Origin of the sequence: Streptomyces sp. GS7 (genome assembly GCF_009834125.1) — a bacterium.
In the GTDB taxonomy this organism is placed as follows: Bacteria; Actinomycetota; Actinomycetes; order Streptomycetales; family Streptomycetaceae; genus Streptomyces.
This window is the reverse complement of sequence record NZ_CP047146.1, coordinates 636,802-660,166: the sequence shown is the minus strand read 5'-3', so window position 1 is coordinate 660,166 and position 23,365 is coordinate 636,802. Positions and strand designations below refer to the sequence as shown.

The window sequence follows — 23,365 nt, the reverse complement described above, 5'->3', positions numbered from 1 at the left end:
ACCCCGACACCCCCTCCCGCCGAAGGCGGGAAACGGCAACCCGCACGGCGGGAAAGCCAAAAACGTGGGCGGCTACCGCCGGGGCGCCACCGTGACCTCCACCCGCTGGAACTCCTTGAGCTCGGAGTAGCCGGTGGTCGCCATCGCCCGCCGCAGCGCGCCGAAGAAGTTCATCGACCCGTCCGGCGTCGTCGAGGGACCGCACAGGATCTCCTCGGTCGTACCGACCGCGCCGAGGTCCATCCGCTTGCCGCGCGGCACGTCCTGGTGGACGGCCTCCATGCCCCAGTGGTGGCCGCGGCCGGGCGCGTCCGTCGCGCGGGCCAGCGGCGAGCCCATCATCACCGCGTCCGCGCCGCAGGCGATCGCCTTCGGCAGGTCGCCGGAGAAGCCCACCCCGCCGTCCGCGATGACGTGCACATACCGGCCGCCGGACTCGTCCATGTAGTCGCGGCGCGCCGCGGCGACGTCGGCCACCGCGGTCGCCATCGGCACCTGGATGCCCAGGACGTTGCGGGTGGTGTGCGCGGCCCCGCCGCCGAAGCCGACCAGCACACCGGCCGCGCCGGTCCGCATCAGGTGCAGCGCCGCGGTGTACGTGGCGCAGCCGCCCACGATGACCGGCACGTCCAGCTCGTAGATGAACTGCTTCAGGTTCAGCGGCTCGGCGGCGCTCGACACGTGCTCGGCCGACACCGTCGTCCCGCGGATCACGAAGATGTCCACGCCCGCGTCCACGACCGCCTTGGAGAACTGCGCGGTGCGCTGCGGCGAGAGCGCGGCGGCGGTGACGACACCGGCGTCCCGCACCTCCTTGATCCGCTGCCCGATCAGCTCTTCCCTGATCGGCGCCGCGTAGATCTCCTGGAGCCGCTTGGTCGCCGAGGCGCCGTCCAGCTCCGCGATCTCCGCGAGCAGCGGCTCCGGGTCCTCGTAGCGGGTCCAGAGCCCTTCGAGGTTCAGCACGCCGAGGCCGCCCAGCTCGCCGATGCGGATGGCGGTCTGCGGGGAGACCACCGAGTCCATCGGAGCCGCCAGGAACGGCAGCTCGAAGCGGTAGGCATCGATCTGCCAGGCGATCGAGACCTCCTTCGGGTCGCGGGTGCGACGGCTGGGTACGACGGCGATGTCGTCGAATGCGTATGCCCGGCGGCCGCGCTTGCCGCGTCCGATCTCGATCTCAGTCACGTGTTCTGCCTTCCTACGGAATACGCCCCCAGTATCCCCGACCGGGGGCACAGGGGGCGCATCAGCGTCTCACTCCACGGCCCGCGCCCGCATCACGTCCACGACTCGGACGGCGCGGACGGGCCCTACCGGCTCAGCCCCGGGCGTAGTTGGGCGCCTCGGTGATCATCTGGACGTCGTGCGGGTGGCTCTCCTTGAGGCCCGCGGAGGTGATCCGCACGAAGCGGCCCTTCTCCTTCAGCTCGGGGATGTCGGCGGAGCCGACGTAGCCCATGGAGGCGCGCAGACCGCCGACGAGCTGGTGGGCGACCGAGGCCAGCGGGCCGCGGTAGGGCACCTGGCCCTCGATGCCCTCCGGGACGAGCTTGTCCTCGGACAGGACGTTGTCCTGGAAGTAGCGGTCCTTGGAGTACGAGCGGCCCTGGCCGCGCGACTGCATCGCGCCCAGCGAGCCCATGCCCCGGTACGACTTGAACTGCTTGCCGTTGATGAAGACCATCTCGCCCGGCGACTCCTCGCACCCGGCGAGCAGCGAGCCCAGCATCACGGTGTCCGCACCGGCCGCGATCGCCTTGGCGATGTCCCCGGAGAACTGGAGGCCGCCGTCGCCGATCAGCGGCACACCCGCCGCGTGGCACGCCTGCGCGGCCTCGTAGATGGCGGTGACCTGCGGTACGCCGATGCCCGCGACGACCCGCGTGGTGCAGATCGAGCCGGGGCCGACGCCGACCTTCACCCCGTCGACGCCCGCGTCGATCAGCGCCTGGGCGCCCTCCCGGGTGGCGACGTTGCCGCCGACGACATCGACGGTGATGTTGGACTTGACCTTGGCGATCATGTCGAGGATGCCGCGGCTGTGGCCGTGCGCGCTATCGATGACCAGGAAGTCCGCACCGGCCTCGACCAGCGCCTGCGCCCGGTCGTACGCCGCGTCGCCGACGCCGACCGCGGCACCGACGACCAGCCGGCCCTCGGCGTCCTTGGCCGCGTTCGGGTACTTCTCCGCCTTCACGAAGTCCTTGACCGTGATCAGGCCCTTGAGCACGCCCGCGTCGTCGACCAGCGGCAGCTTCTCGATCTTGTGGCGGCGCAGCAGCTCGATGGCGTCCTCACCGGAGATGCCGACCTTGCCGGTGACCAGCGGCATCGGCGTCATGACCTCGCGGACCTGACGGCTGCGGTCCATCTCGAAGGCCATGTCGCGGTTGGTCACGATGCCCAGCAGCTTGCCCGCGGCATCGGTGACCGGCACCCCGCTGATCCGGAACTTGGCGCACAGCGCGTCCGCCTCGGCGAGCGCGGCGTCCGGCCGGACCGTGATCGGGTCGGTGACCATGCCCGACTCGGAACGCTTGACCAGGTCGACCTGGTTGGCCTGGTCCTCGATCGAGAGGTTGCGGTGCAGCACACCCGCACCGCCCTGGCGCGCCATCGCGATCGCCATACGCGCCTCGGTGACCTTGTCCATCGCGGCGGACAGCAGCGGGATGTTCACGCTGACGTTCCGCGAGACGCGGGAGGCGGTGTTCACCGCGTTGGGCAGCACCTCCGACGCACCGGGAAGCAGCAGCACGTCGTCGTATGTCAGTCCGAGCATGGCGAATTTGGCGGGCATACCGTCGACGTTGTCACTCATGACACCTTCCCCAATGCTCTTGCCTCAGCGCGGACTCCCATGCTAACGGCCTTGTGGAGTGTCCCAATCCACGACGGATGAGGGGCTCGTCACTCGTACGTTCCTACGGTGACATCCCGCCAGATGGCACGGAACCGGCCGGGGTCGCCGGCCCGCGGCCCGGTCACTGCTCGGCGAGTGCCCGCAGCCTGCTCAGCGCCCGGTGCTGGGCGACCCGCACCGCGCCGGGCGACATCCCCAGCATCTGCCCGGTCTCCTCGGCGGTCAGCCCGACGGCGACCCGCAGCAGGACCAGCTCCCGCTGGTTCTCCGGCAGATTGGCCAGCAGCTTCTTGGCCCACTCCGCGTCGCTGCTCAGCAGCGCCCGCTCCTCGGGCCCCAGGGAGTCGTCCGGCTGCTCGGGCATCTCGTCCGACGGCACGGCCGTACTGCCCGGGTGCCGCATCGCGGCCCGCTGGAGGTCGGCGACCTTGTGCCCGGCGATCGCGAAGACGAACGCCTCGAAGGGCTTTCCGGTGTCGCGGTAGCGGGGCAGTGCGCACAGCACCGCGACACAGACTTCCTGCGCCAGGTCCTCGACGAAGTGCCGGGCGTCACCCGGCAGCCGGGAGAGCCGGGTGCGGCAGTAGCGCAGGGCGAGCGGATGCACATGGGCCAGCAGATCGTGCGTGGCCCGCTGGTCGCCCTCGACAGCGCGTGCGACGAGAGCGCCGATCTCCTGCTTCCCGTCATCGCGCATCGGTCCATGGTGCCTTGGTGCCGAACGATCATCGGCATCAGGTCCATGCTTGTGCACTGAAGCGTTGTGCGCGGCAGGTGCGCCGGTTGTCATCTCCTGCGCCCTCCCCTCGTGCCCGACCGACCCGTCCCCGAGGAACTCCATACCTCAAGGATGCGGCACCGCGCGGGGAATCGGGCCGCCGCGGGACCCGAGCGGCGTGCGGGGCGCCTTGCCGCCCCGCCCGCCACAGGGCGGGCGGGGATCTTCAATCCCCCGCATCGCTGCACGTCACCACACCTCAGCGGACCAGTCCCCAGCGGAAACCGAGCGCCACCGCGTGAGCCCGGTCAGAGGCGCCGAGTTTCTTGAAAAGCCGCCGCGCGTGCGTCTTGACGGTGTCCTCGGAGAGAAACAGCTCACGTCCGATCTCGGCGTTGGAGCGGCCGTGGCTCATGCCCTCCAGCACCTGGATCTCGCGGGCCGTGAGCGTCGGCGCGGCACCCATCTCGGCGGACCGCAGCCGGCGCGGGGCGAGCCGCCACGTCGGATCGGCCAGCGCCTGGGTCACCGTCGCCCGCAGCTCGGCGCGCGAGGCGTCCTTGTGCAGATACCCGCGGGCGCCGGCGGCGACGGCGAGCGCGACGCCGTCCAGGTCCTCGGCGACCGTGAGCATGATGATCCGGGCACCGGGGTCTGCGGACAGCAGCCGGCGCACGGTCTCGACACCGCCGAGACCGGGCATCCGTACGTCCATCAGAATCAGGTCCGAGCGGTCCGCCCCCCAGCGGCGGAGGACTTCCTCGCCGTTGGCCGCGGTCGTCACGCGCTCGACGCCGGGCACGGTTGCCACCGCCCGACGGAGCGCTTCTCGGGCAAGCGGGGAGTCGTCGCAGACGAGGACGGATGTCATGACTGACCTCCGCGGCTCTCGCAGCTGATGCGCGTCACCTTGAGCCTCCAGGCTGGTACGTATCGTCACCTGTGCGATTGACGGCCTCGGACACCTGCCCGAGGGCTACCTCTGTCAACCGCCTCCGCACACTCAACGACGGTCACTCGAAAGAGTTACGGCTTCGGCGACCGAGTTCAGCACGCTCCGTGAGGAGCCGGATACGCAGGCGACCCAGCAGGCGACCGGCATCCGCGCGTGCACCCTATGCCCTATTTGGCTCTCTTTCTTCCATTTTCGCGTTGACTATGACTAGATTCGCAATGAGTCATATTTACATCTACTTCGACAGTAGATGTACGGTCGTGAGCACCGAGCCCGAAACAGCATCGCTTCGAGGGGACAAGCAATGGCAGATTTCTCCCGCCTCCCGGGCCCGAACGCAGACCTCTGGGACTGGCAGCTGCTGGCCGCCTGCCGTGGTGTCGACAGCTCTCTCTTCTTCCACCCCGAGGGCGAGCGCGGAGCGGCCCGCAGCGCGCGTGAGACATCGGCGAAGGAGGTCTGCATGCGCTGCCCCGTGCGGGCGCAGTGCGCGGCGCATGCGCTGGCCGTACGCGAGCCCTACGGGGTCTGGGGCGGCCTCACCGAGGACGAACGCGAGGAGCTCATGGGCCGAGCCCGGCACCGGCTGGTCCCCGCGACCTCGCTGCCCGGCCACGCGAGCGTGCCCGGCGCCTGACCGTCAGGGCCGGAGCGTTACCGAAGAAACGATCCTGCAACGACACCGTCCCGCATTGCCGCCCTGCGCCGCAGCCGCCGCCAGCTCCACACCGGTCCGCACCGGTCCGCAGCGCCGCTCCCCCTGCGATGCGCCACCCCTTCCGGGTCCGCGCGGTCAGCGCCCCGCGGCGTCCACCAGCTGGTCGAGCATCGCGCCGACCGCGGGCACCTGCGCAAGATCCGGCAGCGTGAGCGCGACGATCTCGCGGTGCACCGCCGGCTCCAACCGCACCGCCGTGGCCCCCTTGGGCCGTACCGACTCCAGTGTCAGCTCGGGCAGCGCGGCCACCCCCAGGCCCGCCCCGACCAGCCCGATCACCGCCGGATAGTCATCGGTCGCGAAGTCGATGCGCGGGGTGAACCCGGCGCTCTCGCAGACCTCGACGAGATGCGTGCGGCAGCGCGGGCAGCCCGCGATCCAGGGCTCGCCGGCCAGGTCCGCGAAGCACGCACTGCCCGCCTTCGCCAGCCGGTGGCCGTCCGGGACCAGGCCGACCAGCCGGTCCGACAGGATCGGCCGGACCACCAGGTCCTCCCACTCCGCCCCGGCCGCCGGGTCCGCGCCGCGCACCTCGGGGTAGCGGAAGGCCAGCGCGATCTCGCAGTCGCCGCCGCGCAGCAGCTCGATCGACCGCGGCGGCTCGGCCTCGTCCAGCGAGACCCGGATGCCCGGGTGGGCGGCGCGCATCTTGGCGAGGGCGGTCGGCACCAGCGTCGAGCTGCCCGACGGGAACGACACCAGCCGCACCCGGCCCGCGCGCAGGCCGGCGATCGCCGCGACCTCCTCCTCCGCCGCGGTGAGCCCCGCCAGGATGCCGACGGCGTGCCGTACCAGCGCCTGGCCCGCCTGCGTCAGCCGCATCTCGCGGCCCGCGCGCACCAGCAGGGGCGTGCCCGCGGACTGCTCCAGGGCCTTCATCTGCTGGCTGACGGCCGGCTGCGTGCAGCCCAGCTCCCGGGCGGCGGCGGAGAACGAGCCGGTCCTGGCGACGGCGCGCAGCACTCGGAGATGGCGGGCTTCGATCACCCTTCAAGCATAAGCGAATCTTGGATAGACCGGGAAAAACTGGGTGCGCGCTTTGCCCCGGGTGCCTTACCGTGCGGACATGAACGCGAAGCTGCTGAGCGTGAACCTGGGGCGGGCCACCCCGTTCGCGTACACCTCCGCCGAGGGCGGTACGGGCATCGACAAACGCCCGGTGGACGGTCCGGTGGCGGTCGGCGCCCCCGGCCCCAAGGGCACCGGCGGCAGCGGCCTGGCCGGCGACGCGGTGGTCGACCTGCGCCATCACGGCGGCGACGATCAGGCCGTCTACGCGTACGCCCGCGAGGACCTCGACGACTGGCAGCGCGCGCTGGGCCGCGAGCTGGCCAACGGCGTCTTCGGCGAGAACCTCACCACCTCCGGCCTCGACGTCAGCGGCGCCCTGATCGGCGAACGCTGGCGGGTGGGGCCGGAGTTGCTGCTGGAGGTGACCTCGCCGCGGATCCCCTGCCGGACGTTCCAGGGGCGGCTCGGCGAGCGCGGCTGGATCAAGCGGTTCACGGAGGCCGCGGTGCCCGGCGCGTATCTGCGGGTGCGGGAAGCGGGCGAGATCCGCGCCGGGGACACCGTGGAGGTGGTGCACCGCCCGGACCACGAGGTGACCCTCGTGATGATGTTCCGCGCCCTGACCACCCGGCGCGAACTGCTGCCGCGCCTGCTGGCGGCGGGCGAGGCGCTTCCCGCGGAGGTCCGGGAGGCGGCGGTGAAGTACCGGGAGCGGACGGGCGGTTGAGGTGGGGGGAGCGCTGACGGAAAGGCGGGGGCCGGCGAGCGGCCGGGCCTAGCGCGCGCCGTACTTCCGGCCGGTGCGGGAGGTCAGGCCGCCCAGGACGCCGCGCGGGGCGAGCTTCACCGCGCCCATCAGGGCCTTGTAACGCGGGTCCGGAATGGACAGCGACTTGCCGCGGGCCAGGTCCTTCATCGCCGCGTCCACCAGCTTGTCCGCATCCAGCCACAGCCAGCCCGGGACGTTGTCCGTCCCCATCCCGGCCCGCTGGTGGAACTCGGTCCGCACGAAACCGGGGCACAGCGCCATCAGCCGCACCCCGTTGCCGGCCAGGTCGCGGGCGGCGCCCTGGGTGAACTGCACGACCCATGCCTTGCTCGCCGCGTACGTACCGCGCGGGACGAACGCCGCCACGGAAGCGACATTGACGACGGCGCCGCGCCGGCGCTCGCGCATCCCTCGCACCGCGGCCGTGGTCAGCCGCAGCACGGCCTCGCAGTGCACCTTCAGCATCCTCAGCTCGTCGGCCATCGGGACTTCGAGGTATTCGCCCTTGTTGCCGAAACCGGCGTTGTTGACCAGCAGGTCCACCGGGTGCCGGGAATCGCCGAGCCGCGCCTCGACGGCGGCGATGCCCTCCTCGGTCGCCAGATCGGCGCTCAGCACCTCCGCCTCGATGCCGTGCCGGTCGTGCAGTTCGGTGGCCTGCTCCCGCAGCCGCTTCTCGTCGCGGGCCACCAGCACCACGCTGTGGCCGTCGCTCGCGAGACGGCGGGCGAATGCGGCGCCGATGCCGGACGTCGCTCCTGTGATCAATGCAGTCGTCATACCGGCACGGTATCCGGGTCGGGGCGGCCGGTCGTCCCTGCCCGGTACGGCGTTCACCCGTCAGCCCGGCCGGAGTTCGCCGCCGACGGGCGGCGGACGGGGGTCGGCGGGGCCGCCCCGGGGTAGTCCCCCCGCACGGACGGAACCCCGCGGCAGCGCCGGCCCCACCGGTCGGCCGCCGCCCGACCGAGGAGGACCGTTCACCCCATGCGCCCCGCCACGGACACCCACCGCACCGCCCGCCGCCCGTCCCTGCTGCTGTCCATGGGCCCGGGGGTCGCCGAGCGGCTGCTCGACGACCGGCACCACGCGCGGATCGAGGCCCTCGCCCGTACGGACTCCCGCCTCGTGGCGCACCGGCTGGCCGACCCCGCGCCCGAGGTCGCCAGGGCCCTCGCCGAGGCGGAGGTGCTGCTCACCTGCTGGGGCGCGCCGCGGCTCACGGCGGAGGTGCTGGCCGCGGCCCCCCGGCTGCGGGCCGTCGTGCACGCGGCCGGGTCGGTCAAGCACCACGTCACGGACGCCTGCTGGGCCCGCGGCATCGCGGTCGCCTCGGCCGCCGCCGTCAACGCACTGCCGGTCGCCGAATACACCCTCGCCGCCATCCTGTTCGCCAACAAGCGGGTGCTGCACGCGGCCCACCGCTACCGCGCGCTGCGCACCGCGCACGACTGGCCGCGGGAGCTGGCCGGCGCCGGCAACCACGGCCGCACCGTGGGCATCGTCGGCGCCTCCCGTATCGGCCGCCGGGTGATCGAGCTGCTGCGCCCCTTCGCGCTGCGGGTGCTGCTGTACGACCCGTTCGTGGACGGCGCGGAGGCGGACCGTCTCGGTGTGGCGGCGGCGCCGCTGGACGAGGTATGCGCCGGGAGCGACATCGTCAGCGTGCACGCCCCCGCGCTGCCCGCCACCCGGCATCTGATCGGCGCCCGCCAGCTCGCCCTGATGCCCGACGGCGCCACGCTCATCAACACCGCGCGCGGCTCGCTGGTCGACGAGGCGGCCCTGCTGCCCGAGCTGCGCAGCGGGCGGCTGGCCGCCGTACTGGACGTCACCGAGCCCGAACTCCCGCCCCCGGACTCGGCGTTGTACGAGCTGCCGAACGTGCTGCTGACCCCGCATGTCGCCGGTTCGCTGGGCGGCGAGCTGCACCGGATGGCCGACCACGCGCTGGACGAGCTGGAGCGGTACGCCCAGGGGCTCCCGTTCGCCGACCCGGTACGGCCGGAGGGGCTGGCGCACTCGGCCTGACGGCCCGGCGGCCCGCTGCTGTACCTGGAAGCCCGCTGTACCTGGAGGCCCGCTGCGGCCTGGCCGGCGGTGCGTCAGGCGGCCCGGCGGGCGCCGCGGCACCATGGCCGAGGCCCGGCCCCGCGGTGGCGGGACCGGGCCTCGGTGGGAGCTGACGCGTACGCGGTCAGGGGTCAGTGCGCGTGGCCGTGACCGTGACCGCCGTCGGCGGCCTCCTCCTCTTCCTTCTTCTCGACGACCAGGGTCTCGGTCGTCAGCAGCAGGGAGGCGATGGAGGCGGCGTTCTCCAGGGCGGAGCGGGTGACCTTGACCGGGTCGATGACGCCGGCCTTGACCAGGTCCCCGAACTCGCCGGTCGCGGCGTTGAAGCCGTTGCCCTTGTCCAGCTCGGCGACCTTCGAGGTGATGACGTAGCCCTCAAGGCCGGCGTTCTCGGCGATCCAGCGCAGCGGCTCGACGGCGGCGCGGCGGACCACGGCGACACCGGTGGCCTCGTCGCCGTCCTTGCCGAGGTTGCCGTCCAGGATCTTGACGGCGTGGACGAGCGCGGAGCCGCCACCGGAGACGATGCCCTCCTCGACCGCGGCGCGGGTCGCGGAGATGGCGTCCTCCAGACGGTGCTTCTTCTCCTTCAGCTCGACCTCGGTCGCGGCACCGACGCGGATGACGCAGACGCCGCCGGCGAGCTTGGCGAGGCGCTCCTGGAGCTTCTCGCGGTCCCAGTCGGAGTCGGTGGTCTCGATCTCGGCCTTGATCTGGGCGACGCGGCCCGCGACGTCCCCGGAGTTGCCGCCACCGTCGACGATGGTGGTGTCGTCCTTGGTGACGGTCACGCGGCGGGCGGTGCCCAGCACGTCCAGACCGGCCTGGTCGAGCTTGAGGCCGACCTCCTCGGCGATGACGGTGGCACCGGTGAGGGTGGCCATGTCGCCGAGCATCGCCTTGCGGCGGTCACCGAAGCCGGGGGCCTTGACGGCCACCGCGTTGAAGGTGCCGCGGATCTTGTTGACGACCAGGGTCGACAGGGCCTCGCCCTCGACGTCCTCGGCGATGATCAGCAGCGGCTTGGAGGCGCCGGCCTGGATGACCTTCTCCAGCAGCGGCAGCAGGTCCTGGATCGAGGAGATCTTGCCCTGGTGGATCAGGATGTACGGGTCGTCGAGGACGGCCTCCATACGCTCCTGGTCGGTGACCATGTACGGCGAGAGGTAGCCCTTGTCGAAGGCCATGCCCTCGGTGAAGTCGAGCTCCAGCCCGAAGGTGTTGGACTCCTCGACGGTGATGACACCGTCCTTGCCGACCTTGTCCATCGCCTCGGCGATCAGCTCGCCGACCTGCGGGTCCTGCGCGGACAGCGCGGCGACGGCGGCGATGTCGGCCTTGTCGTCGATCGGGCGGGCGGTGGCGAGCAGCTCGTCGGAGACGGCCTTGACCGCGGCGTCGATGCCCTTCTTCAGGGCGGCCGGGGAGGCGCCGGCGGCGACGTTGCGCAGACCCTCGCGGACCAGCGCCTGGGCCAGCACGGTGGCGGTGGTGGTGCCGTCACCCGCGATGTCGTTGGTCTTGGTCGCCACCTCCTTGACGAGCTGGGCACCCAGGTTCTCGTACGGGTCCTCGACCTCGACCTCGCGGGCGATGGTGACACCGTCGTTGGTGATGGTCGGCGCGCCGAACTTCTTGTCGATGACGACGTTGCGGCCCTTGGGGCCGATGGTCACCTTGACCGTGTCGGCAAGCTTGTTGACGCCGCGCTCAAGGGCGCGACGGGCGTCCTCGTCGAACTTCAGGATCTTCGCCATGGGTGCTTCAAGTCCTCTCGTTGCGATCGTCGGCCTCGCCGCCGTGACCGCTCTCGCTCAGACGAACTGCGCCCCTGCCCCGGTCGGTGAGAACGCGGGAACCAGGGGCGCAGATCAGGGCAAATCTGGGTGACTTACTTCTCGATGATCGCGAGCACGTCGCGAGCCGAGAGAACGAGGTACTCCTCGTTGCTGTACTTCACCTCGGTGCCGCCGTACTTGCTGTAGAGCACGACGTCGCCGACCTTGACGTCGAGCGGCAGGCGCTCGCCGTTCTCGAAGCGACCCGGGCCTACGGCGAGGACGGCGCCCTCCTGGGGCTTCTCCTTCGCGGTGTCCGGGATGACCAGGCCCGAGGCCGTGGTCTGCTCGGCGTCGAGCGGCTGGACCACGATGCGGTCCTCAAGCGGCTTGATGGCAACCTTGGAGCTGGTGGTCGTCACGATCCGACCTCCCCCTTCGGAGATCTCACGGGGTTAACTGTCTGAGGTGGCGACCAGGTGGATCCGTCGTCGCGGGTGCCGGACCTGCCCGTCGCTGTGTTGGCACTCCCCGGTGGAGAGTGCCAACGCTGAGACTATGACGCCGTTAGCACTCGGTCAAGCGGAGTGCCAGCGCGCCGGGGACGCGTACCGTGTCCCTGTCGACGGCCGCCGGGTGGACTCGGACACACCTTGCTGTTCCGCTGCAACCAGGCCCGGCGATGCCCCGTCTAGCTCCCCGGACCGCTGACAACCGGGCCAAGACCCGGCCGCACCGCGGCCCTGACCATCGATGGCGGAGGAACCGTGCGTGGACTGACCAGCGCCCCCCAGGATCCCGGGGGCCCGGAAAGCGACGCCGAGCGCACCATGACGTTCGCGGCGCTCGCGCAGGCCCCGAACCGCCGGCGAACCGAAGCCTGGCTGCTCGGCTTCGTCGTCCTGATCACCGTCTTCGGCTACGCCTACACCGAGCTGTCGATGAAGGACTCGCTGCCCGGCGGGCTGGCCGGCTTCGCGGTCAGCATGTTCTTCATCGCGCTGGTCCCGCACCTGGTCGTCCGCCGCTTCGCGCCGCGCGCCGATCCGCTGATCCTGCCGCTGTCCACGCTGCTCACCGGCATCGGCCTGGTCCTGCTGCACCGGCTGGACATCACGTACGCGGAGAAGCCGCGGCTGAAGATCGGGCAGGCGGCCACCGGGCAGTTGGTGTGGACGGTCATCGGGGTCGCGGTCTGCATCGTGATCCTGATGGTGCTGCGCGACCACCGGATCCTGCAGCGCTACATCTACCTGACGATGGCGGTCGCGCTGGTGCTGCTGATGGCGCCGGCCTTCTTCGGCGCGGACATGTACGGCGCCAAGCGCTGGATCCTGCTGGGGCCGCTGTCGCTGCAGCCCGGCGAGTTCGTGAAGATCATGATCGTGGTGTTCTTCGCGGGGTACCTCACGGTCAGCCGCGATGCACTGGCGCTGTCGGGGCGCCGGGTCATGGGCATGCAGCTGCCGCCCGGCCGGCAGCTCGGGCCGATCTTCACGATCTGGGTCATCAGCCTGCTGGTGCTGGTCTTCGAACGGGACCTGGGCACCTCGCTGATCTTCTTCGGCGTCTTCGTGATCATGCTCTACATGGCCACCGAGCGCACCAGCTGGGTGATCTGCGGCCTGGCCATGGCCGTGGTCGGCGCCGGCGTCGTCGGCTCCACCGAGCCGCACGTCAAGGGCCGTGTGATGGCCTGGCTGCACCCGATGGACATCTTCCTGCCGCCGAACCAGCGGCCGCCGGGCCTGATCTCCGACCAGGCCGCGCAGGCCCTGTTCAGCTTCGGCAGCGGCGGCATCGGCGGCACCGGCCTGGGCCAGGGCCACCCCGAGCTGATCGGCTTCGCCGGCAACAGCGACTTCATCCTCACCACCGTCGGCGAGGAGCTGGGGCTGGCCGGAGTGATGGCCGTCCTGCTGCTGTACGCACTGCTCGCCCAGCGCGGGCTGCGGGTGGGGCTGACCGCCCGCGACCCGTTCGGCAAGCTGCTGGCGGTCGGGCTCTCCGGGGCGCTGCTGCTCCAGGTCTTCGTCGTCACCGGCGGCGTCACCGGCCTGATCCCGCTCACCGGCAAGGCGCTGCCGTTCCTCGCCAAGGGCGGTTCGTCGCTGGTCGCGAACTGGGTGATGGTGGCGGTGCTGCTGCGGGTCAGCGACAGCGCCCAGCGGCGGCGCGAGCCGGTCCGCCCGGCGGCGGCCGCGGACGCCACCCAGCGGGTGCGCCGGATCACCGGCGGCGAGCCCGAGGCGTAGGGCCGAGGCGCCGGGCCCGGCGCGGGCGCGGCCGGGCGGCTGGCCCACAATGGTGCAGATGACCGACCTCGACACCTTCGCCGCGCTGCTCACCCCCGAGGGGCAGGCGCTGCTGGACGAACTGCGGCACCTGGACGCCGCGGACGAGCTGGCCGCCGCGACCCGGCTGCGCCGCGACCACCCCGCGCCGCTGGTCTCCGCCGCCATCGGGCAGGCGCAGCTGCGGCGCCGGGCGGCGGCGAAGTTCGGCGCGGACGCCGAGCGGATGTACTTCACGCCCAACGGCGTCGAGCAGTCCACCCGCACCTCCGTCGCAGCGCACCGCGCCGCCCGGCTGGCCGGGCTCGGCGTCCGTACGCTCGCCGACCTGTGCTGCGGCGTCGGCGGCGACGCGCTGGCACTGGCCCGCGCCGGGATCCGGGTGCTGGCCGTCGACCGCGACCCGCTGGCCTGCGCCGCGGCCCGGGCGAACGCCGAAGCGCTGGGGCTCGCGGAGCTGATCGAGGTGCGCTGCGCGGACGTGACGGAGGTGGACACCGCCGGGTACGACGCGGTGTTCGTCGACCCGGCCCGGCGCAGCAAGCCCCGCGGTGGCCGCATTTTCGACCCGGAGGCGTACTCCCCGCCGCTGTCGTGGGCCGTCGAGACGGCCCGTACGGCGCGGTACGCGGCGCTGAAGATCGCGCCCGGGGTGCCGCACGAGGCGCTGCCCGAGGACGCGGAGACGGAGTGGATCTCCGACGCGGGCGACGTGAAGGAGGCCGTCCTGTGGTTCGGGACGGGCGAGGGCGGCGGCCGGCGGGCCACCCTGCTGCCCTCGGGGGCGTCCCTGCTGGGCGCCGGGCTGCCCGACCCGGAGCCGGGCCCCGTCGGCGGCTGGCTCTACGAGCCGGACGGCGCGGTGATCCGGGCGCATCTGGTCGCCGATGTCGCCCAGGAGGTCGGCGGGCGGCTGATCGATCCGACGATCGCGTATGTGACGGCGGATCGGCTGGTGCCGACGCGGTACGCGACCGCGTACGCGATCACCGATGTGCTGCCGTTCAACGTCAAGAAGCTGAAGGCGCTGCTGCGGGAGCGCGGGGTCGGCGTCGCGGTGATCAAGAAGCGCGGGTCCGCCGTGGAGCCCGAGGAGCTGCGCAGAAAGCTGAAGCTCGGCGGGCCGCATTCCTGCACGGTCTTCCTCACCCGGGTCGCGGGGGCGCCCACGATGCTGCTGGGGCACCCCGCGGCGGACACCGCCTGACGCAGGCCGTTCAGGCCAGGTCCGTCAGGTCCTCGGCGTAGACCTGGGAGAGCGGCTGCGGGCCCACGTACTGCTGGCAGGTGCACTGGCCGGCCTCGTACTGGACCGGCTTGTGGTCCGCGTCCCAGGCGACGGGCACCTGCACCAGCTCGTGGCACTTGCCCTTCTTGTCATGCTTGGCGAGGTGGTGGGTGCAGCCGCACACCGGCTCCGGCGGCTTGTGCGCGGCGGCCAGCTCGTGCCGCTCCTGGCGGGCCGTCTCCAGTCGCTCCATCTTGCGCTCGTGGCGCGTCCGCAGGGCCGTACGGGCGGTGTCGGCCACCTTGGCGAAGCCGCCCGCCATGAAGAAGATGAAGACCCACCAGAACCAGTCCACAGCCTGCCGCCTCCCCGTGCCCGCGCCTGTGCTGCTGCCCAGGGTAAGACCTGCGCCGGGCGGAGCCGCCGTCAGGAGTACAGGTTGTCCTTGCTCAGCTCATGGAAGTGATCATGGTCGGGTGCGTGGTCGTGGCCGTGCGGGCCCGGGACGTGGGTCTCGGTGACCGGGAGCGAGGAGTCCGCCGAGAGGTCCCAGGCGGACGCAGGGCGGTTGCGGGCCACCATCTCCGCGCCGAGGGCCGCCACCATCGCGCCGTTGTCGGTGCACAGCTTGGGCCGCGGCACCCGCAGCCGGATGCCGGCGTCCTCGCAGCGGCGCTGGGCCATCGCCCGCAGCCGGGAGTTGGCCGCTACCCCGCCGCCGATCATCAGGTGGTCCACGCCGCTGTCCTTGCAGGCGCGGACGGCCTTGCGGGTCAGCACGTCGACGACGGCTTCCTGGAAGGACGCCGAGACGTCCGCCACCGGCACCTCCTCGCCGGCTGCCCGCTTCGCCTCGATCCAGCGGGCCACCGCGGTCTTCAGGCCGGAGAAGGAGAAGTCGTAGCGCGGGTCGCGGGAGCCGGTCAGCCCGCGCGGGAAGCGGATCGCCTCCGGGTCGCCCTCGCGGGCCCAGCGGTCGATGACCGGGCCGCCGGGGAAGCCGAGGTTGAGCACCCGCGCCACCTTGTCGAACGCCTCGCCCGCCGCGTCGTCGATCGTCGAGCCCAGCGGCCGTACGTCGGAGGTGATGTCGGGGGCCAGGAGGAGGGAGGAGTGGCCGCCGGAGACCAGCAGAGCCATGGTCGGCTCCGGCAGCGGGCCGTGCTCCAGCTGGTCGACGCAGATGTGCGAGGCGAGGTGGTTGACGCCGTACAGCGGCTTGCCCAGGGCGTAGGCGTACGCCTTGGCGGCCGAGACGCCGACCAGCAGTGCGCCCGCCAGGCCGGGGCCGGCGGTGACCGCGATGCCGTCCAGGTCGCTCGCCGCGACCCCGGCGTCCTTCAGCGCGCGCTGGATGGTGGGCACCATCGCCTCCAAGTGGGCGCGGGAGGCCACCTCCGGCACCACACCGCCGAAGCGGGCGTGCTCGTCGACGCTGGAGGCGACCGCGTCCGCGAGGAGGGTGTGGCCGCGGACGATGCCGACACCGGTCTCGTCGCAGGAGGTCTCGATGCCGAGGACGAGCGGTCCGCCGCGGGAGTCAGCTGAGTCAGCCATGATTCTCATGTTCCTTGTACGGAGGGTGCTTCGGAGGAGGTCTGGGTGGTGCGGCGCATCACCAGGGCGTCGACGTTGCCGGGCTGGTAGTAGCCGCGGCGGAAGCCGATCGGCTCGAAGCCGAAGCGCTCGTAGAGGCGCTGTGCGCGGACGTTGTCCACCCGCACCTCCAGCAGCACCTCGTGGCACTCGAAGTCGGTGGCGGCGCCGAGGAGTTCGGACAGCAGCCGGGCGCCGAGGCCGGTGCCCCACTGGTCGCGGGCGGTGGCGATGGTCTGGATGTCGCCGGTGCCGTCGACGGCGGCCAGCCCGCCGTAGCCGACGATCCGGCCGGCCCGCCCCTCAGCGGCACCTGCCCCAGACTCCGTCCGGGGGGACCCCCACCGCGACGGCGCCTCCAGCTCGGCGACCAGATAGCGGCGGGTGGCCAGCGGCCCGCGGGCGTGCGCCAGCTCGGACCAGAACATGCCGGGCGACCAGGCGTCCTCGGGGAAGAGGTCGCGCTCCAGCTCCAGCACCGGTTCCAGATCCCACCAGCGCATCTCGCGCAGCACGACGGGTGGTGGGGTGCCGCCGCGGTGGAGGTCCCCCCGGACGGAGTCTGGGGCAGGTGCCGTCGAGGGGCGGTAGTCGGGCGACGGGCGGGCGCTCAACGCGGGGTGACCACCTTGTAGTTGGCCGGCACCTGGGCGTCCGGGCGGCGCAGGTACAGCGGCCGGGGCGGCAGCAGTTCCTCGCCCGCGGCCAGCTTCCGCGCGGCCAGCCCGGCGAGCGCGGCGGCGGACTGGTGCTCCGGCCCGTCGCGGCGTACGCCTGTGAACACGGTGTCGTAGAGCAGCGCGCCGGCGCCCACGGCCGGGACCCCGGCCACCTCGTCGGCGATCTCGGCGGGGCGGTTCACGGCCGGCTCGGTCAGGCGGGTGTGCGCGTCCGCGTAGCGCGCCCAGTAGACCTCCTTGCGGCGGGCGTCGGTGGCCACGACGAAGGGCTCGGTCAGGCCGGAGGCGTAGGCGATGCCGTCCAGCGAGCACAGGCCGTGGACGGGCACGTCCAGCGCCGCCCCGAAGGTCGCGGCGGTCACCAGCCCGACCCGCAGTCCGGTGTACGGGCCGGGTCCCACGCCGACGACGATGTCGCTGACCGCGTCGAGCTTCAGTCCGGCCTCGGCCAGCACCCGGTCGACGGCGGGCAGCAGCAGCTCGCCGTGCCGGCGGGCATCCACCTCGGCGGCGGCGGCGAGGACACGGGAGCCGTCGTGGAGCGCGACCGTGACGGCGGGGGTGGCGGTGTCAAGAGCTAGCAGCAGCACGCCCTCAAGACTACGGCGCGGCCGGCGGTGCCCGGTGCGGTGCTACCGTCGATCCCCAGCCAGCACAGTCAGCACAGCCAGCAGTCTCCCTCCGCGCCCGCGGCCGGGAGCGTACGGAAAGGTGGCACCGCGGTGCCCGCTAAGAGCAGCACGATCGTCACCGCGCTCACCGCAGCCGCCCTGGTCGCCATCGGCGTGCTCGGCTACCAGGCGTCCGCCTCCGCGTCCGCCCCGCTGACCGCGGTCCGCGGTGACGGCCCCGCCGCCGACCGGAAGCCGGCCGCCCACGACCAGGCCGGCAAGAAGGAGCAGAGCCCCGCCGCCCCGGCTCCGGTCCCGGCGGCGTCCGGCACCGGCAAGCGGGTCGTGTACGCACTGGGCGCCAAGCGGGTCTGGCTGGTCGACACGGACGGCAAGGCGCTGCGGACCTTCCCGGTGGCGCCGAGCACGGTGAGCCCGGCCCCGGGCGCGTACGCGGTGACCTCGCGGTCGGTGAGCGTGACCGGCTCGGACGGGGTGGCGATCGAGCACGTCGTGCGGTTCGCCGTCGTCAAGGGGGTGGTCGTCGGCTTCAGTGCGGCCGTCGACGGCTCCACGCCCGCGCCGGACGGCGCGAAGAAGACCGGCGGCATCCGGGAGTCGCGGGACGACGGCAAGGCGCTGTGGGACTTCGCGCTGCGCGGCGGGAAGATCGTCGTGGTGTCCTGAGCCCGCTCCGCCGAGGCCGGCGGCCCGGCTCCCCGGGCCCCGGCGCTTCGCTCCTACGGGCTACGCCGCATCGCGCCCCGGGGTGGACGCACCGCCTCCGGGCCCGGCACCGCCGTCCGGTTCGTCTGCTTCGCCCGCTTCACCCGCCTCCTGCGCCGCGTCCCGCCCGACCGCGCGGCTCTCCTCCGGGGCGCCGGGCGGCGTGGAGACGGCGCTGGCCGCGGCGCACGCCGCCAGCAGTTCGTTCATCGACGGCGGCGTCTTCCGCGCGTCCTGCTCGGCGCGCCCGGCCGTCTGGGCTGCAGGCTGGTGGGGGGACATGGACGCCTCCCGGGCTTTTGGGGCAAGCTGCGGAGGTCAGGCTTTACTTAGGCACACCTAACCAGGGCTCTCCCACCCATGTGACCATGTCCGGCACCGCGCGCGCAACATCATGCCGACGGCTTGTCGGAAACTACCGGGCGCGGAGCCCCGTACGGGGCCCGGCGGCCCGCTCGGCGACCCCCGCCGGCGGGGCCCGGTCAGCAGAACTCCAGCTCCGGCAGCCCGGCGTCCGCCCAGCGCGCGCCCACGCCGGTGACCGTCACCTCGCGCACGTCGTCCACGTCGTCCTCGGGGTGGCCGTCTGCCCCGCCCGGCGCCTCGGCGCCCACCGCGCGCCCGATGACGACGTGCAGCCGGTCCTCGGACAGCTCCTCGACCTTGCCCTCGCCCCACTCCACGACCACCACCGACTCCGGCAGCGAGACGTCCAGGTCCAGGTCCTCCATCTCGTCCAGCCCGCCGCCGAGGCGGTACGCGTCGACGTGCACCAGCGCCGGACCGCCGGTCAGCGGAGGGTGCACCCGGGCGATGACGAAGGTGGGCGAGGTCACCGCGCCGCGTACGCCCAGGCCCTCGCCCAGGCCGCGGGTCAGCGTCGTCTTGCCCGCGCCCAGCTCGCCGGTGAGCAGCACCAGGTCGCCGGGGCGCAGCAGCGGGGCCAGTCTGCGGCCCAACTCCCGCATCTGGTCAGGGGACTTGACGGTTACATGGGCAATCGCGCCAGTGGTGCTCATGTCGCAAATGGTACGGCCCGGACGGGGCGGCGGTCCCGTACCGCGGCCGGGGCCGCCGCCGGGGCGGCGCTCAGGCGCGCGCCGTACGCGAACTGCGGGACGCCTCGCTCGCCCGCTCCACCAGCGCCACCAGGTGCTCGTTGACCAGCTCGGGCCGCTCCAGCATCACCAGGTGCCCGGCGCCCGGGACGCACACCAGCCCGGCGTTGGGCAGCACCTCGGCGATGGTCCGGCTGTGCTCGGCCGGCGTGATCAGGTCCTTCTCCCCGGCGAGGACCAGCGCCGGCACGTTGTCGTAGGCCACCAGCGCGTCGGTCTTGTCGTGCACCGCGAACGCCGGGAAGAACTCGGCGACCACGTCGATCGGGGTCGCCTCGATCAGCCGCTCCCCGAACCGCGCGATGGCCGGATCCACGTCCTGGGTGCCGAAGGAGTAGCGCTTGATCAGCCCCGCGAAGAGGTCCGCGGTGGCCCGCCGCCCCCGCTCGACGATCTCGCTCTGCCAGCCCAGCGCCCTGAGCACGCCCGGCGCCAGCCAGTGGAACGCCTTCGAGCCCATCGACGGCAGCCCGAACCCGACCTCGCTCAGCCGCCCCGCCGACGTCCCGATCAGGGCCACCCCGACCACCCGCTCCGCGACGTACTCGGGGAACTGGTCGGCCAGCGCCATCACCGTCATCCCGCCCATGGAGTGCCCGACCAGCACGATCGGCCCCTCGGGCACCGCGGCGTCCAGCACCGCCTTCAGGTCCCGGCCCAGCAGGTCGATGGTGACCGGTTCCGTGCCGTCGATCTGCCCGTGGCCGCGGGCCGAGCGGCCGTGGCTGCGCTGGTCCCAGTGGACGGTGCGGACCGTGCCGCGCAGCGCGGCGCGCTGGAAGTGCCAGGAGTCCTGGCTCAGGCAGTAGCCGTGGCTGAAGACGACCGTCGGCGCGGGCGCGCGCCGGCCCAGCGCGGTCGTCAGCCGCTTGCGCAGCCCGCTGTGCGCCTCCTGGGCGGCCCGCACCTCCTTGCTCAGCCGCGGGGCCCTGACGTTCCGGCCGTCTTTGGGGGCCTTGCCCGGCTGCCGGCCCCCCGGCTCGTCGACCTCGTAGTACAGCGCGGTGCCGTCCTCGGCGATCGCCGCCCCCGGGGTGCCGCGCAGCGTGCCGAACGGCCCCGCCGCGTCCAGCGCCAGCCGGGCCCGGCGGCGCATCCCGCGGCCGACCGTCATCCGCTCTATGGCCACCCCGGCCGCCGCGCCCGCCGCGACCACACCGATCGCCATGCCCGCGAAGCCCGCCTGGCGGCCGGCCCTGGCCCAGTTCCCGGCCGCCTCGGCCGCCGTCTCGACCGCCTGCGCCGCGGCTTCCGTTCCCTCGGTCATGCCACGCCCCCCGTCAACGCCGTGTCTTCTCCGGTCCGGTCGCGCACCTCACTGTCGACATAGACGCGCGGCACCCGGCTCCCGATCCTCGTGACGATTTCGTACCCGATCGTTCCGGCCGCGACCGCCCAGTCCTCGGCGGTCGGCTCACCGCGGTCGCCCGGCCCGAACAGCACGGCCGTCTCCCCGGCCGCGGCCGGGTCGCCGCCCAGGTCCACCACGAACTGGTCCATCGCGACGCGGCCCGCCACCGTCCGCCACTTCCCGGCGACCAGCACCGGACCGGTCCCGGAGGCGTGCCGCGGGATGCCGTCGGCGTAGCCGAGCGGGACCAGGGCGAGCGTGGTCTCCCCGGGCGTCGTGTACAGATGCCCGTACGACACCCCGTGGCCGCCCGGGACGCGCTTGACCGACGCCAGCGACGCCTCCAGCGTCATCGCCGGCCGCAGCCCCAGGTCCTGCGACGTGCCGACCTCCGGGGCGGGCGAGATGCCGTATATCCCGATTCCGGCCCGTACCAGGTCGAAATGGGCCTCGGGGAGGGTGAGCAGCGCCGGCGTGTTGGCGATGTGCCGCACCTCGGGCCGCAGCCCGGCCTCCTCGGCGACCGCCAGCGCCCGGTGGAACTCCGCCAGCTGCGCGGCGATGGACGGATGCCCCGGCTCGTCGGCGCAGGCGAAGTGCGACCAGACGCCGGTGACCTTGAGCAGGCCCGCCGCCTCGGCGATGCGGGCGGCGGAGGTCAGCTCCGCCCAGTCGGCGGGCTGGCAGCCGTTGCGCCCCAGCCCCGTGTCGACCTTGAGCTGGACCCGGGCCGGCCGGCCGCAGCCGCGCGCCGCGTCCACCACCTCGCCGAGCGCCCACAGCCCGCTCACCGAGACATCGACGTCCTGCTCGATGGCCCTGGCCCAGGGGCCGCCCGGCGTCCACAGCCAGCACATCAGCCGCCCGGTGTCGCCGGCCGCGCGCAGCGCGAACGCCTCCTCCGGGAGCGCCGTCCCCAGCCAGCCCGCCCCGGCCTCCCGGGCGGCCCGCGCACAGCGCACCGCGCCGTGGCCGTAGCCGTCGGACTTGACCACGGCCATCAGCTCCGCCCGGGGTGCGCGGCCCCGCAGGGCACGGACATTCGACCGCACGGCGGCAAGGTCAATGGCGGCACGCGCACGCTTCGCTGTCTCGTTCATCCCCCTCAGTGTCTCAGGCCACGCCCCCGCGCCCCCGGGAACCGACGCGGAAAAGCCCGCGTCGGTGCCGCCGCGGCCGTGCCGCAACCGGCCGCGGCGCCGGCTCCGTACGGTGTGACCGGGCCTTTCCCGGCCCGGCGGGTGCGGCCGGGGGCGGCCGGTTCCGGTGCGGTGCGCCGGGCCGGCCGGGCCGCGGCCGAAACGCCCGGCGGTCGGCCGGGCACGGAGCGTCACCCCGGCCACCCCGCCACGTCACCCCACCACGTCGCCCCACGCCGCCGCGAGATGCCCGGCCACCTCCGACGCCACGATCGGCGTGCCCTCCGGCCCGGCCGCCCGCCGCGCCGCCAGCCCGTGCAGATACGCGCCCACCGAGCCCGCGTCCCGCGGCGCCAGCCCCGCCGCCAGCAGCGCCCCGGTCACCCCGGACAGCACGTCCCCGCTCCCGGCCGTCGCCAGCCACCCCGTCCCGGTGGGGTTGACGCGCACCGGAACGGACAGGTCCGGATCCGCCACCAGCGTCGTCGACCCCTTCAGCAGCACCGTCGCCCCGTACCGCTCCGCCAGTTCCCGCACCGCGGCCAGCCGCGCCGCCTCGACCTCCTCGCGGGCCCGCCCCAGCAGCGCCGCGGCCTCCCCTGCGTGCGGCGTCAGCAGCGTCCCGCCGGTCCGGTGCCGGACCCGGTCCGCGGACAGGAACCGCAGCCCGTCCGCGTCCACCAGCACCGGCACGTCGGCCGCCAGCACCTCCTCCAGGGCCCCCGACTCGTCCCCGATGCCCGGCCCGATGACCCACGACTGCACCCGGCCCGCCTTGTCCGGCGGCCCGGCGTGCACCAGCGTCTCCGGGAATCGCGCCAGCACCGCGTCCGCCGCCGGCCCCACGTACCGCACCGCCCCGGCGCCGCCGCGCAGCGCCCCGGCCACCGCCAGCACCGCCGCCCCCGGATAGCGCGCGGACCCGGCGACGACCCCGACCACGCCCCGCCGGTACTTGTCGCTCTCCGCCGCCGGGCGCGGCAGCAGCTCCGCCACGTCCGCGTGCTGCAGCGCCTCCATGTCGGCGGTCGCGGGCGGGGTCAGCCCGATGTCGACCAGCCGCAGCGCCCCGGCCCGCTCCCGCGCCGGGTCGATCAGCAGGCCGGGCTTGTACGCGCCGAACGTCACCGTCGCGTCGGCCCGTACCGCGTCCCCGCGCGCCTCGCCGGTGTCCGCGTCCACCCCGCTCGGCAGGTCGACCGCCACCACGATCGCCGACTCCCGTGCCACGCGGGCGAGTTCGGCGGCCTCCGGGCGCAGCCCGCCGCGTCCGCCGATGCCCACGATCCCGTCCACGACCAGATCGGCCCGGCCGAGGTCCCGCAGCGGGTCGTGCGACACCCGGCCGCCGGCCGCCCGCAGCGCGGCCAGCCCGCCGGGGTGGGCCCGATCGGGCGACAGCAGCACCGCGGCCACCCCGGCGCCGCGCCGCGCCAGCCGGGCCCCGGCGTACAGCGCGTCGCCGCCGTTGTCGCCGCTGCCCACCAGCAGCACCACCCGGGCGCCGTACACCCGCCCCAGCAACTGCGCGCAGGAGACGGCCAGTCCGGCCGCCGCCCGCTGCATCAGGGCCCCCTCGGGCAGCCGGTCCATCAGTTCCCGCTCGGCGGCCCGCACGGCCGCCACGCTGTAGGCAGTCCTCATGCGGCCAGTCTCACACCGCATCAGCGCGGGGGCCCCGCAAGCCACACGCGAGACCCCCGCACCACCGGCGGCGCCGTACGGCCCCCGGAC

At 73.4% G+C, this 23,365-nt stretch carries 23 protein-coding genes; 6 read left to right on the top strand and 17 right to left on the bottom strand.

Features of this window, described 5'->3' with window-relative positions:
* Positions 1 to 72: 72 nt before the first annotated feature.
* From GR130_RS02775 to GR130_RS02760, 4 genes are all read right to left on the bottom strand, one after another.
* Positions 73 to 1,188 carry a GuaB3 family IMP dehydrogenase-related protein gene (locus GR130_RS02775; RefSeq protein WP_159503223.1) on the bottom strand — a complete coding sequence of 372 codons (1,116 nt, stop codon included), beginning with the start codon at positions 1,186 to 1,188 and terminating at the stop codon, positions 73 to 75.
* Between the two features lie 133 nt (positions 1,189 to 1,321).
* Positions 1,322 to 2,824 carry an IMP dehydrogenase gene (gene guaB, locus GR130_RS02770; protein ID WP_159503222.1) on the bottom strand — a complete coding sequence of 501 codons (1,503 nt, stop codon included), beginning with the start codon at positions 2,822 to 2,824 and terminating at the stop codon, positions 1,322 to 1,324.
* 163 nt (positions 2,825 to 2,987) lie between these two features.
* Positions 2,988 to 3,563: a sigma-70 family RNA polymerase sigma factor gene (locus tag GR130_RS02765; RefSeq protein ID WP_043264857.1), complete on the bottom strand. Its 576-nt coding sequence runs from the start codon at positions 3,561 to 3,563 to the stop codon at positions 2,988 to 2,990.
* 280 nt (positions 3,564 to 3,843) lie between these two features.
* Positions 3,844 to 4,455 (bottom strand): response regulator transcription factor, encoded by a 612-nt coding sequence (locus GR130_RS02760; protein ID WP_003948568.1) that lies wholly within the window; start codon positions 4,453 to 4,455, stop codon positions 3,844 to 3,846.
* Between the two features lie 388 nt (positions 4,456 to 4,843).
* On the opposite strand from GR130_RS02760, the gene GR130_RS02755 reads away from it, so the two are divergent.
* Positions 4,844 to 5,176, top strand: a complete 333-nt coding sequence (locus GR130_RS02755; RefSeq protein WP_159503221.1) for a WhiB family transcriptional regulator — start codon at positions 4,844 to 4,846, stop codon at positions 5,174 to 5,176.
* A gap of 156 nt (positions 5,177 to 5,332) precedes the next feature.
* Here the strand turns inward: GR130_RS02755 and GR130_RS02750 are convergent, their stop codons facing one another.
* Positions 5,333 to 6,244, bottom strand: a complete 912-nt coding sequence (locus GR130_RS02750; protein WP_159503220.1) for a LysR family transcriptional regulator — start codon at positions 6,242 to 6,244, stop codon at positions 5,333 to 5,335.
* A gap of 79 nt (positions 6,245 to 6,323) precedes the next feature.
* Between GR130_RS02750 and GR130_RS02745 the strand changes: the two genes are divergently transcribed.
* On the top strand, positions 6,324 to 6,995 hold the full coding sequence (locus GR130_RS02745) for an MOSC domain-containing protein (RefSeq protein ID WP_159503219.1): 672 nt from the start codon (positions 6,324 to 6,326) through the stop codon (positions 6,993 to 6,995).
* Positions 6,996 to 7,043: 48 nt separating this feature from the next.
* Here GR130_RS02745 and GR130_RS02740 read toward each other — a convergent pair whose 3' ends face one another.
* Complete coding sequence (locus GR130_RS02740; protein ID WP_159503218.1) at positions 7,044 to 7,817, bottom strand: SDR family NAD(P)-dependent oxidoreductase; 774 nt, start codon at positions 7,815 to 7,817, stop codon at positions 7,044 to 7,046.
* Between the two features lie 207 nt (positions 7,818 to 8,024).
* On the opposite strand from GR130_RS02740, the gene GR130_RS02735 reads away from it, so the two are divergent.
* The gene (locus tag GR130_RS02735; protein ID WP_159503217.1) at positions 8,025 to 9,068 is read left to right on the top strand and encodes a hydroxyacid dehydrogenase; all 1,044 of its coding nucleotides are present in this window, start codon (positions 8,025 to 8,027) and stop codon (positions 9,066 to 9,068) included.
* 173 nt (positions 9,069 to 9,241) lie between these two features.
* On the opposite strand, the gene groL is transcribed toward GR130_RS02735, so the two are convergent.
* Together groL and groES are read right to left on the bottom strand one after the other, a co-directional pair.
* On the bottom strand, positions 9,242 to 10,867 hold the full coding sequence (gene groL / locus GR130_RS02730; RefSeq protein ID WP_159503216.1) for a chaperonin GroEL: 1,626 nt from the start codon (positions 10,865 to 10,867) through the stop codon (positions 9,242 to 9,244).
* 134 nt (positions 10,868 to 11,001) lie between these two features.
* Positions 11,002 to 11,310: a co-chaperone GroES gene (gene groES / locus GR130_RS02725; RefSeq protein ID WP_159503215.1), complete on the bottom strand. Its 309-nt coding sequence runs from the start codon at positions 11,308 to 11,310 to the stop codon at positions 11,002 to 11,004.
* 408 nt (positions 11,311 to 11,718) lie between these two features.
* Here groES and GR130_RS02720 point away from each other — a divergent pair, with 408 nt between their 5' ends.
* Together GR130_RS02720 and GR130_RS02715 are read left to right on the top strand one after the other, a co-directional pair.
* Positions 11,719 to 13,143: an FtsW/RodA/SpoVE family cell cycle protein gene (locus tag GR130_RS02720; RefSeq protein WP_159509681.1), complete on the top strand. Its 1,425-nt coding sequence runs from the start codon at positions 11,719 to 11,721 to the stop codon at positions 13,141 to 13,143.
* Between the two features lie 58 nt (positions 13,144 to 13,201).
* The gene (locus GR130_RS02715) at positions 13,202 to 14,389 is read left to right on the top strand and encodes a class I SAM-dependent methyltransferase (RefSeq protein ID WP_159503214.1); all 1,188 of its coding nucleotides are present in this window, start codon (positions 13,202 to 13,204) and stop codon (positions 14,387 to 14,389) included.
* 10 nt (positions 14,390 to 14,399) lie between these two features.
* Here the strand turns inward: GR130_RS02715 and GR130_RS02710 are convergent, their stop codons facing one another.
* The 4 genes from GR130_RS02710 to tsaB form a co-directional block, all read right to left on the bottom strand.
* Positions 14,400 to 14,765: a hypothetical protein gene (locus tag GR130_RS02710; protein WP_159503213.1), complete on the bottom strand. Its 366-nt coding sequence runs from the start codon at positions 14,763 to 14,765 to the stop codon at positions 14,400 to 14,402.
* A gap of 71 nt (positions 14,766 to 14,836) precedes the next feature.
* Entirely contained in the window at positions 14,837 to 15,967 is a 1,131-nt protein-coding gene (tsaD, locus tag GR130_RS02705; protein WP_159503212.1) for a tRNA (adenosine(37)-N6)-threonylcarbamoyltransferase complex transferase subunit TsaD, read from the bottom strand.
* Positions 15,968 to 15,972: 5 nt separating this feature from the next.
* The gene (locus GR130_RS02700; RefSeq protein ID WP_159509679.1) at positions 15,973 to 16,509 is read right to left on the bottom strand and encodes a GNAT family N-acetyltransferase; all 537 of its coding nucleotides are present in this window, start codon (positions 16,507 to 16,509) and stop codon (positions 15,973 to 15,975) included.
* Between the two features lie 107 nt (positions 16,510 to 16,616).
* Complete coding sequence (gene tsaB, locus GR130_RS02695) at positions 16,617 to 17,276, bottom strand: tRNA (adenosine(37)-N6)-threonylcarbamoyltransferase complex dimerization subunit type 1 TsaB (RefSeq protein WP_159503211.1); 660 nt, start codon at positions 17,274 to 17,276, stop codon at positions 16,617 to 16,619.
* Between the two features lie 132 nt (positions 17,277 to 17,408).
* On the opposite strand from tsaB, the gene GR130_RS02690 reads away from it, so the two are divergent.
* Positions 17,409 to 17,984, top strand: coding sequence for a hypothetical protein (locus GR130_RS02690; RefSeq protein WP_159503210.1), 576 nt, complete (start codon positions 17,409 to 17,411; stop codon positions 17,982 to 17,984).
* A 60-nt stretch (positions 17,985 to 18,044) separates the two neighbouring features.
* On the opposite strand, the gene GR130_RS02685 is transcribed toward GR130_RS02690, so the two are convergent.
* From GR130_RS02685 to GR130_RS02665, 5 genes are all read right to left on the bottom strand, one after another.
* Positions 18,045 to 18,305: a hypothetical protein gene (locus GR130_RS02685; RefSeq protein ID WP_159503209.1), complete on the bottom strand. Its 261-nt coding sequence runs from the start codon at positions 18,303 to 18,305 to the stop codon at positions 18,045 to 18,047.
* 200 nt (positions 18,306 to 18,505) lie between these two features.
* Entirely contained in the window at positions 18,506 to 19,042 is a 537-nt protein-coding gene (gene tsaE / locus GR130_RS02680; protein WP_159503208.1) for a tRNA (adenosine(37)-N6)-threonylcarbamoyltransferase complex ATPase subunit type 1 TsaE, read from the bottom strand.
* Between the two features lie 70 nt (positions 19,043 to 19,112).
* A complete protein-coding gene (locus tag GR130_RS02675; protein ID WP_159503207.1) occupies positions 19,113 to 20,408 on the bottom strand; it encodes an alpha/beta fold hydrolase in 1,296 nt (431 codons plus the stop codon).
* Complete coding sequence (gene alr, locus GR130_RS02670; protein ID WP_159503206.1) at positions 20,405 to 21,592, bottom strand: alanine racemase; 1,188 nt, start codon at positions 21,590 to 21,592, stop codon at positions 20,405 to 20,407. The genes GR130_RS02675 and alr overlap by 4 nt, the downstream gene beginning before the upstream one ends.
* Positions 21,593 to 21,844: 252 nt before the next feature.
* Positions 21,845 to 23,275, bottom strand: coding sequence for an NAD(P)H-hydrate dehydratase (locus GR130_RS02665; protein ID WP_159503205.1), 1,431 nt, complete (start codon positions 23,273 to 23,275; stop codon positions 21,845 to 21,847).
* Between the last annotated feature and the right edge of the window lie 90 nt (positions 23,276 to 23,365).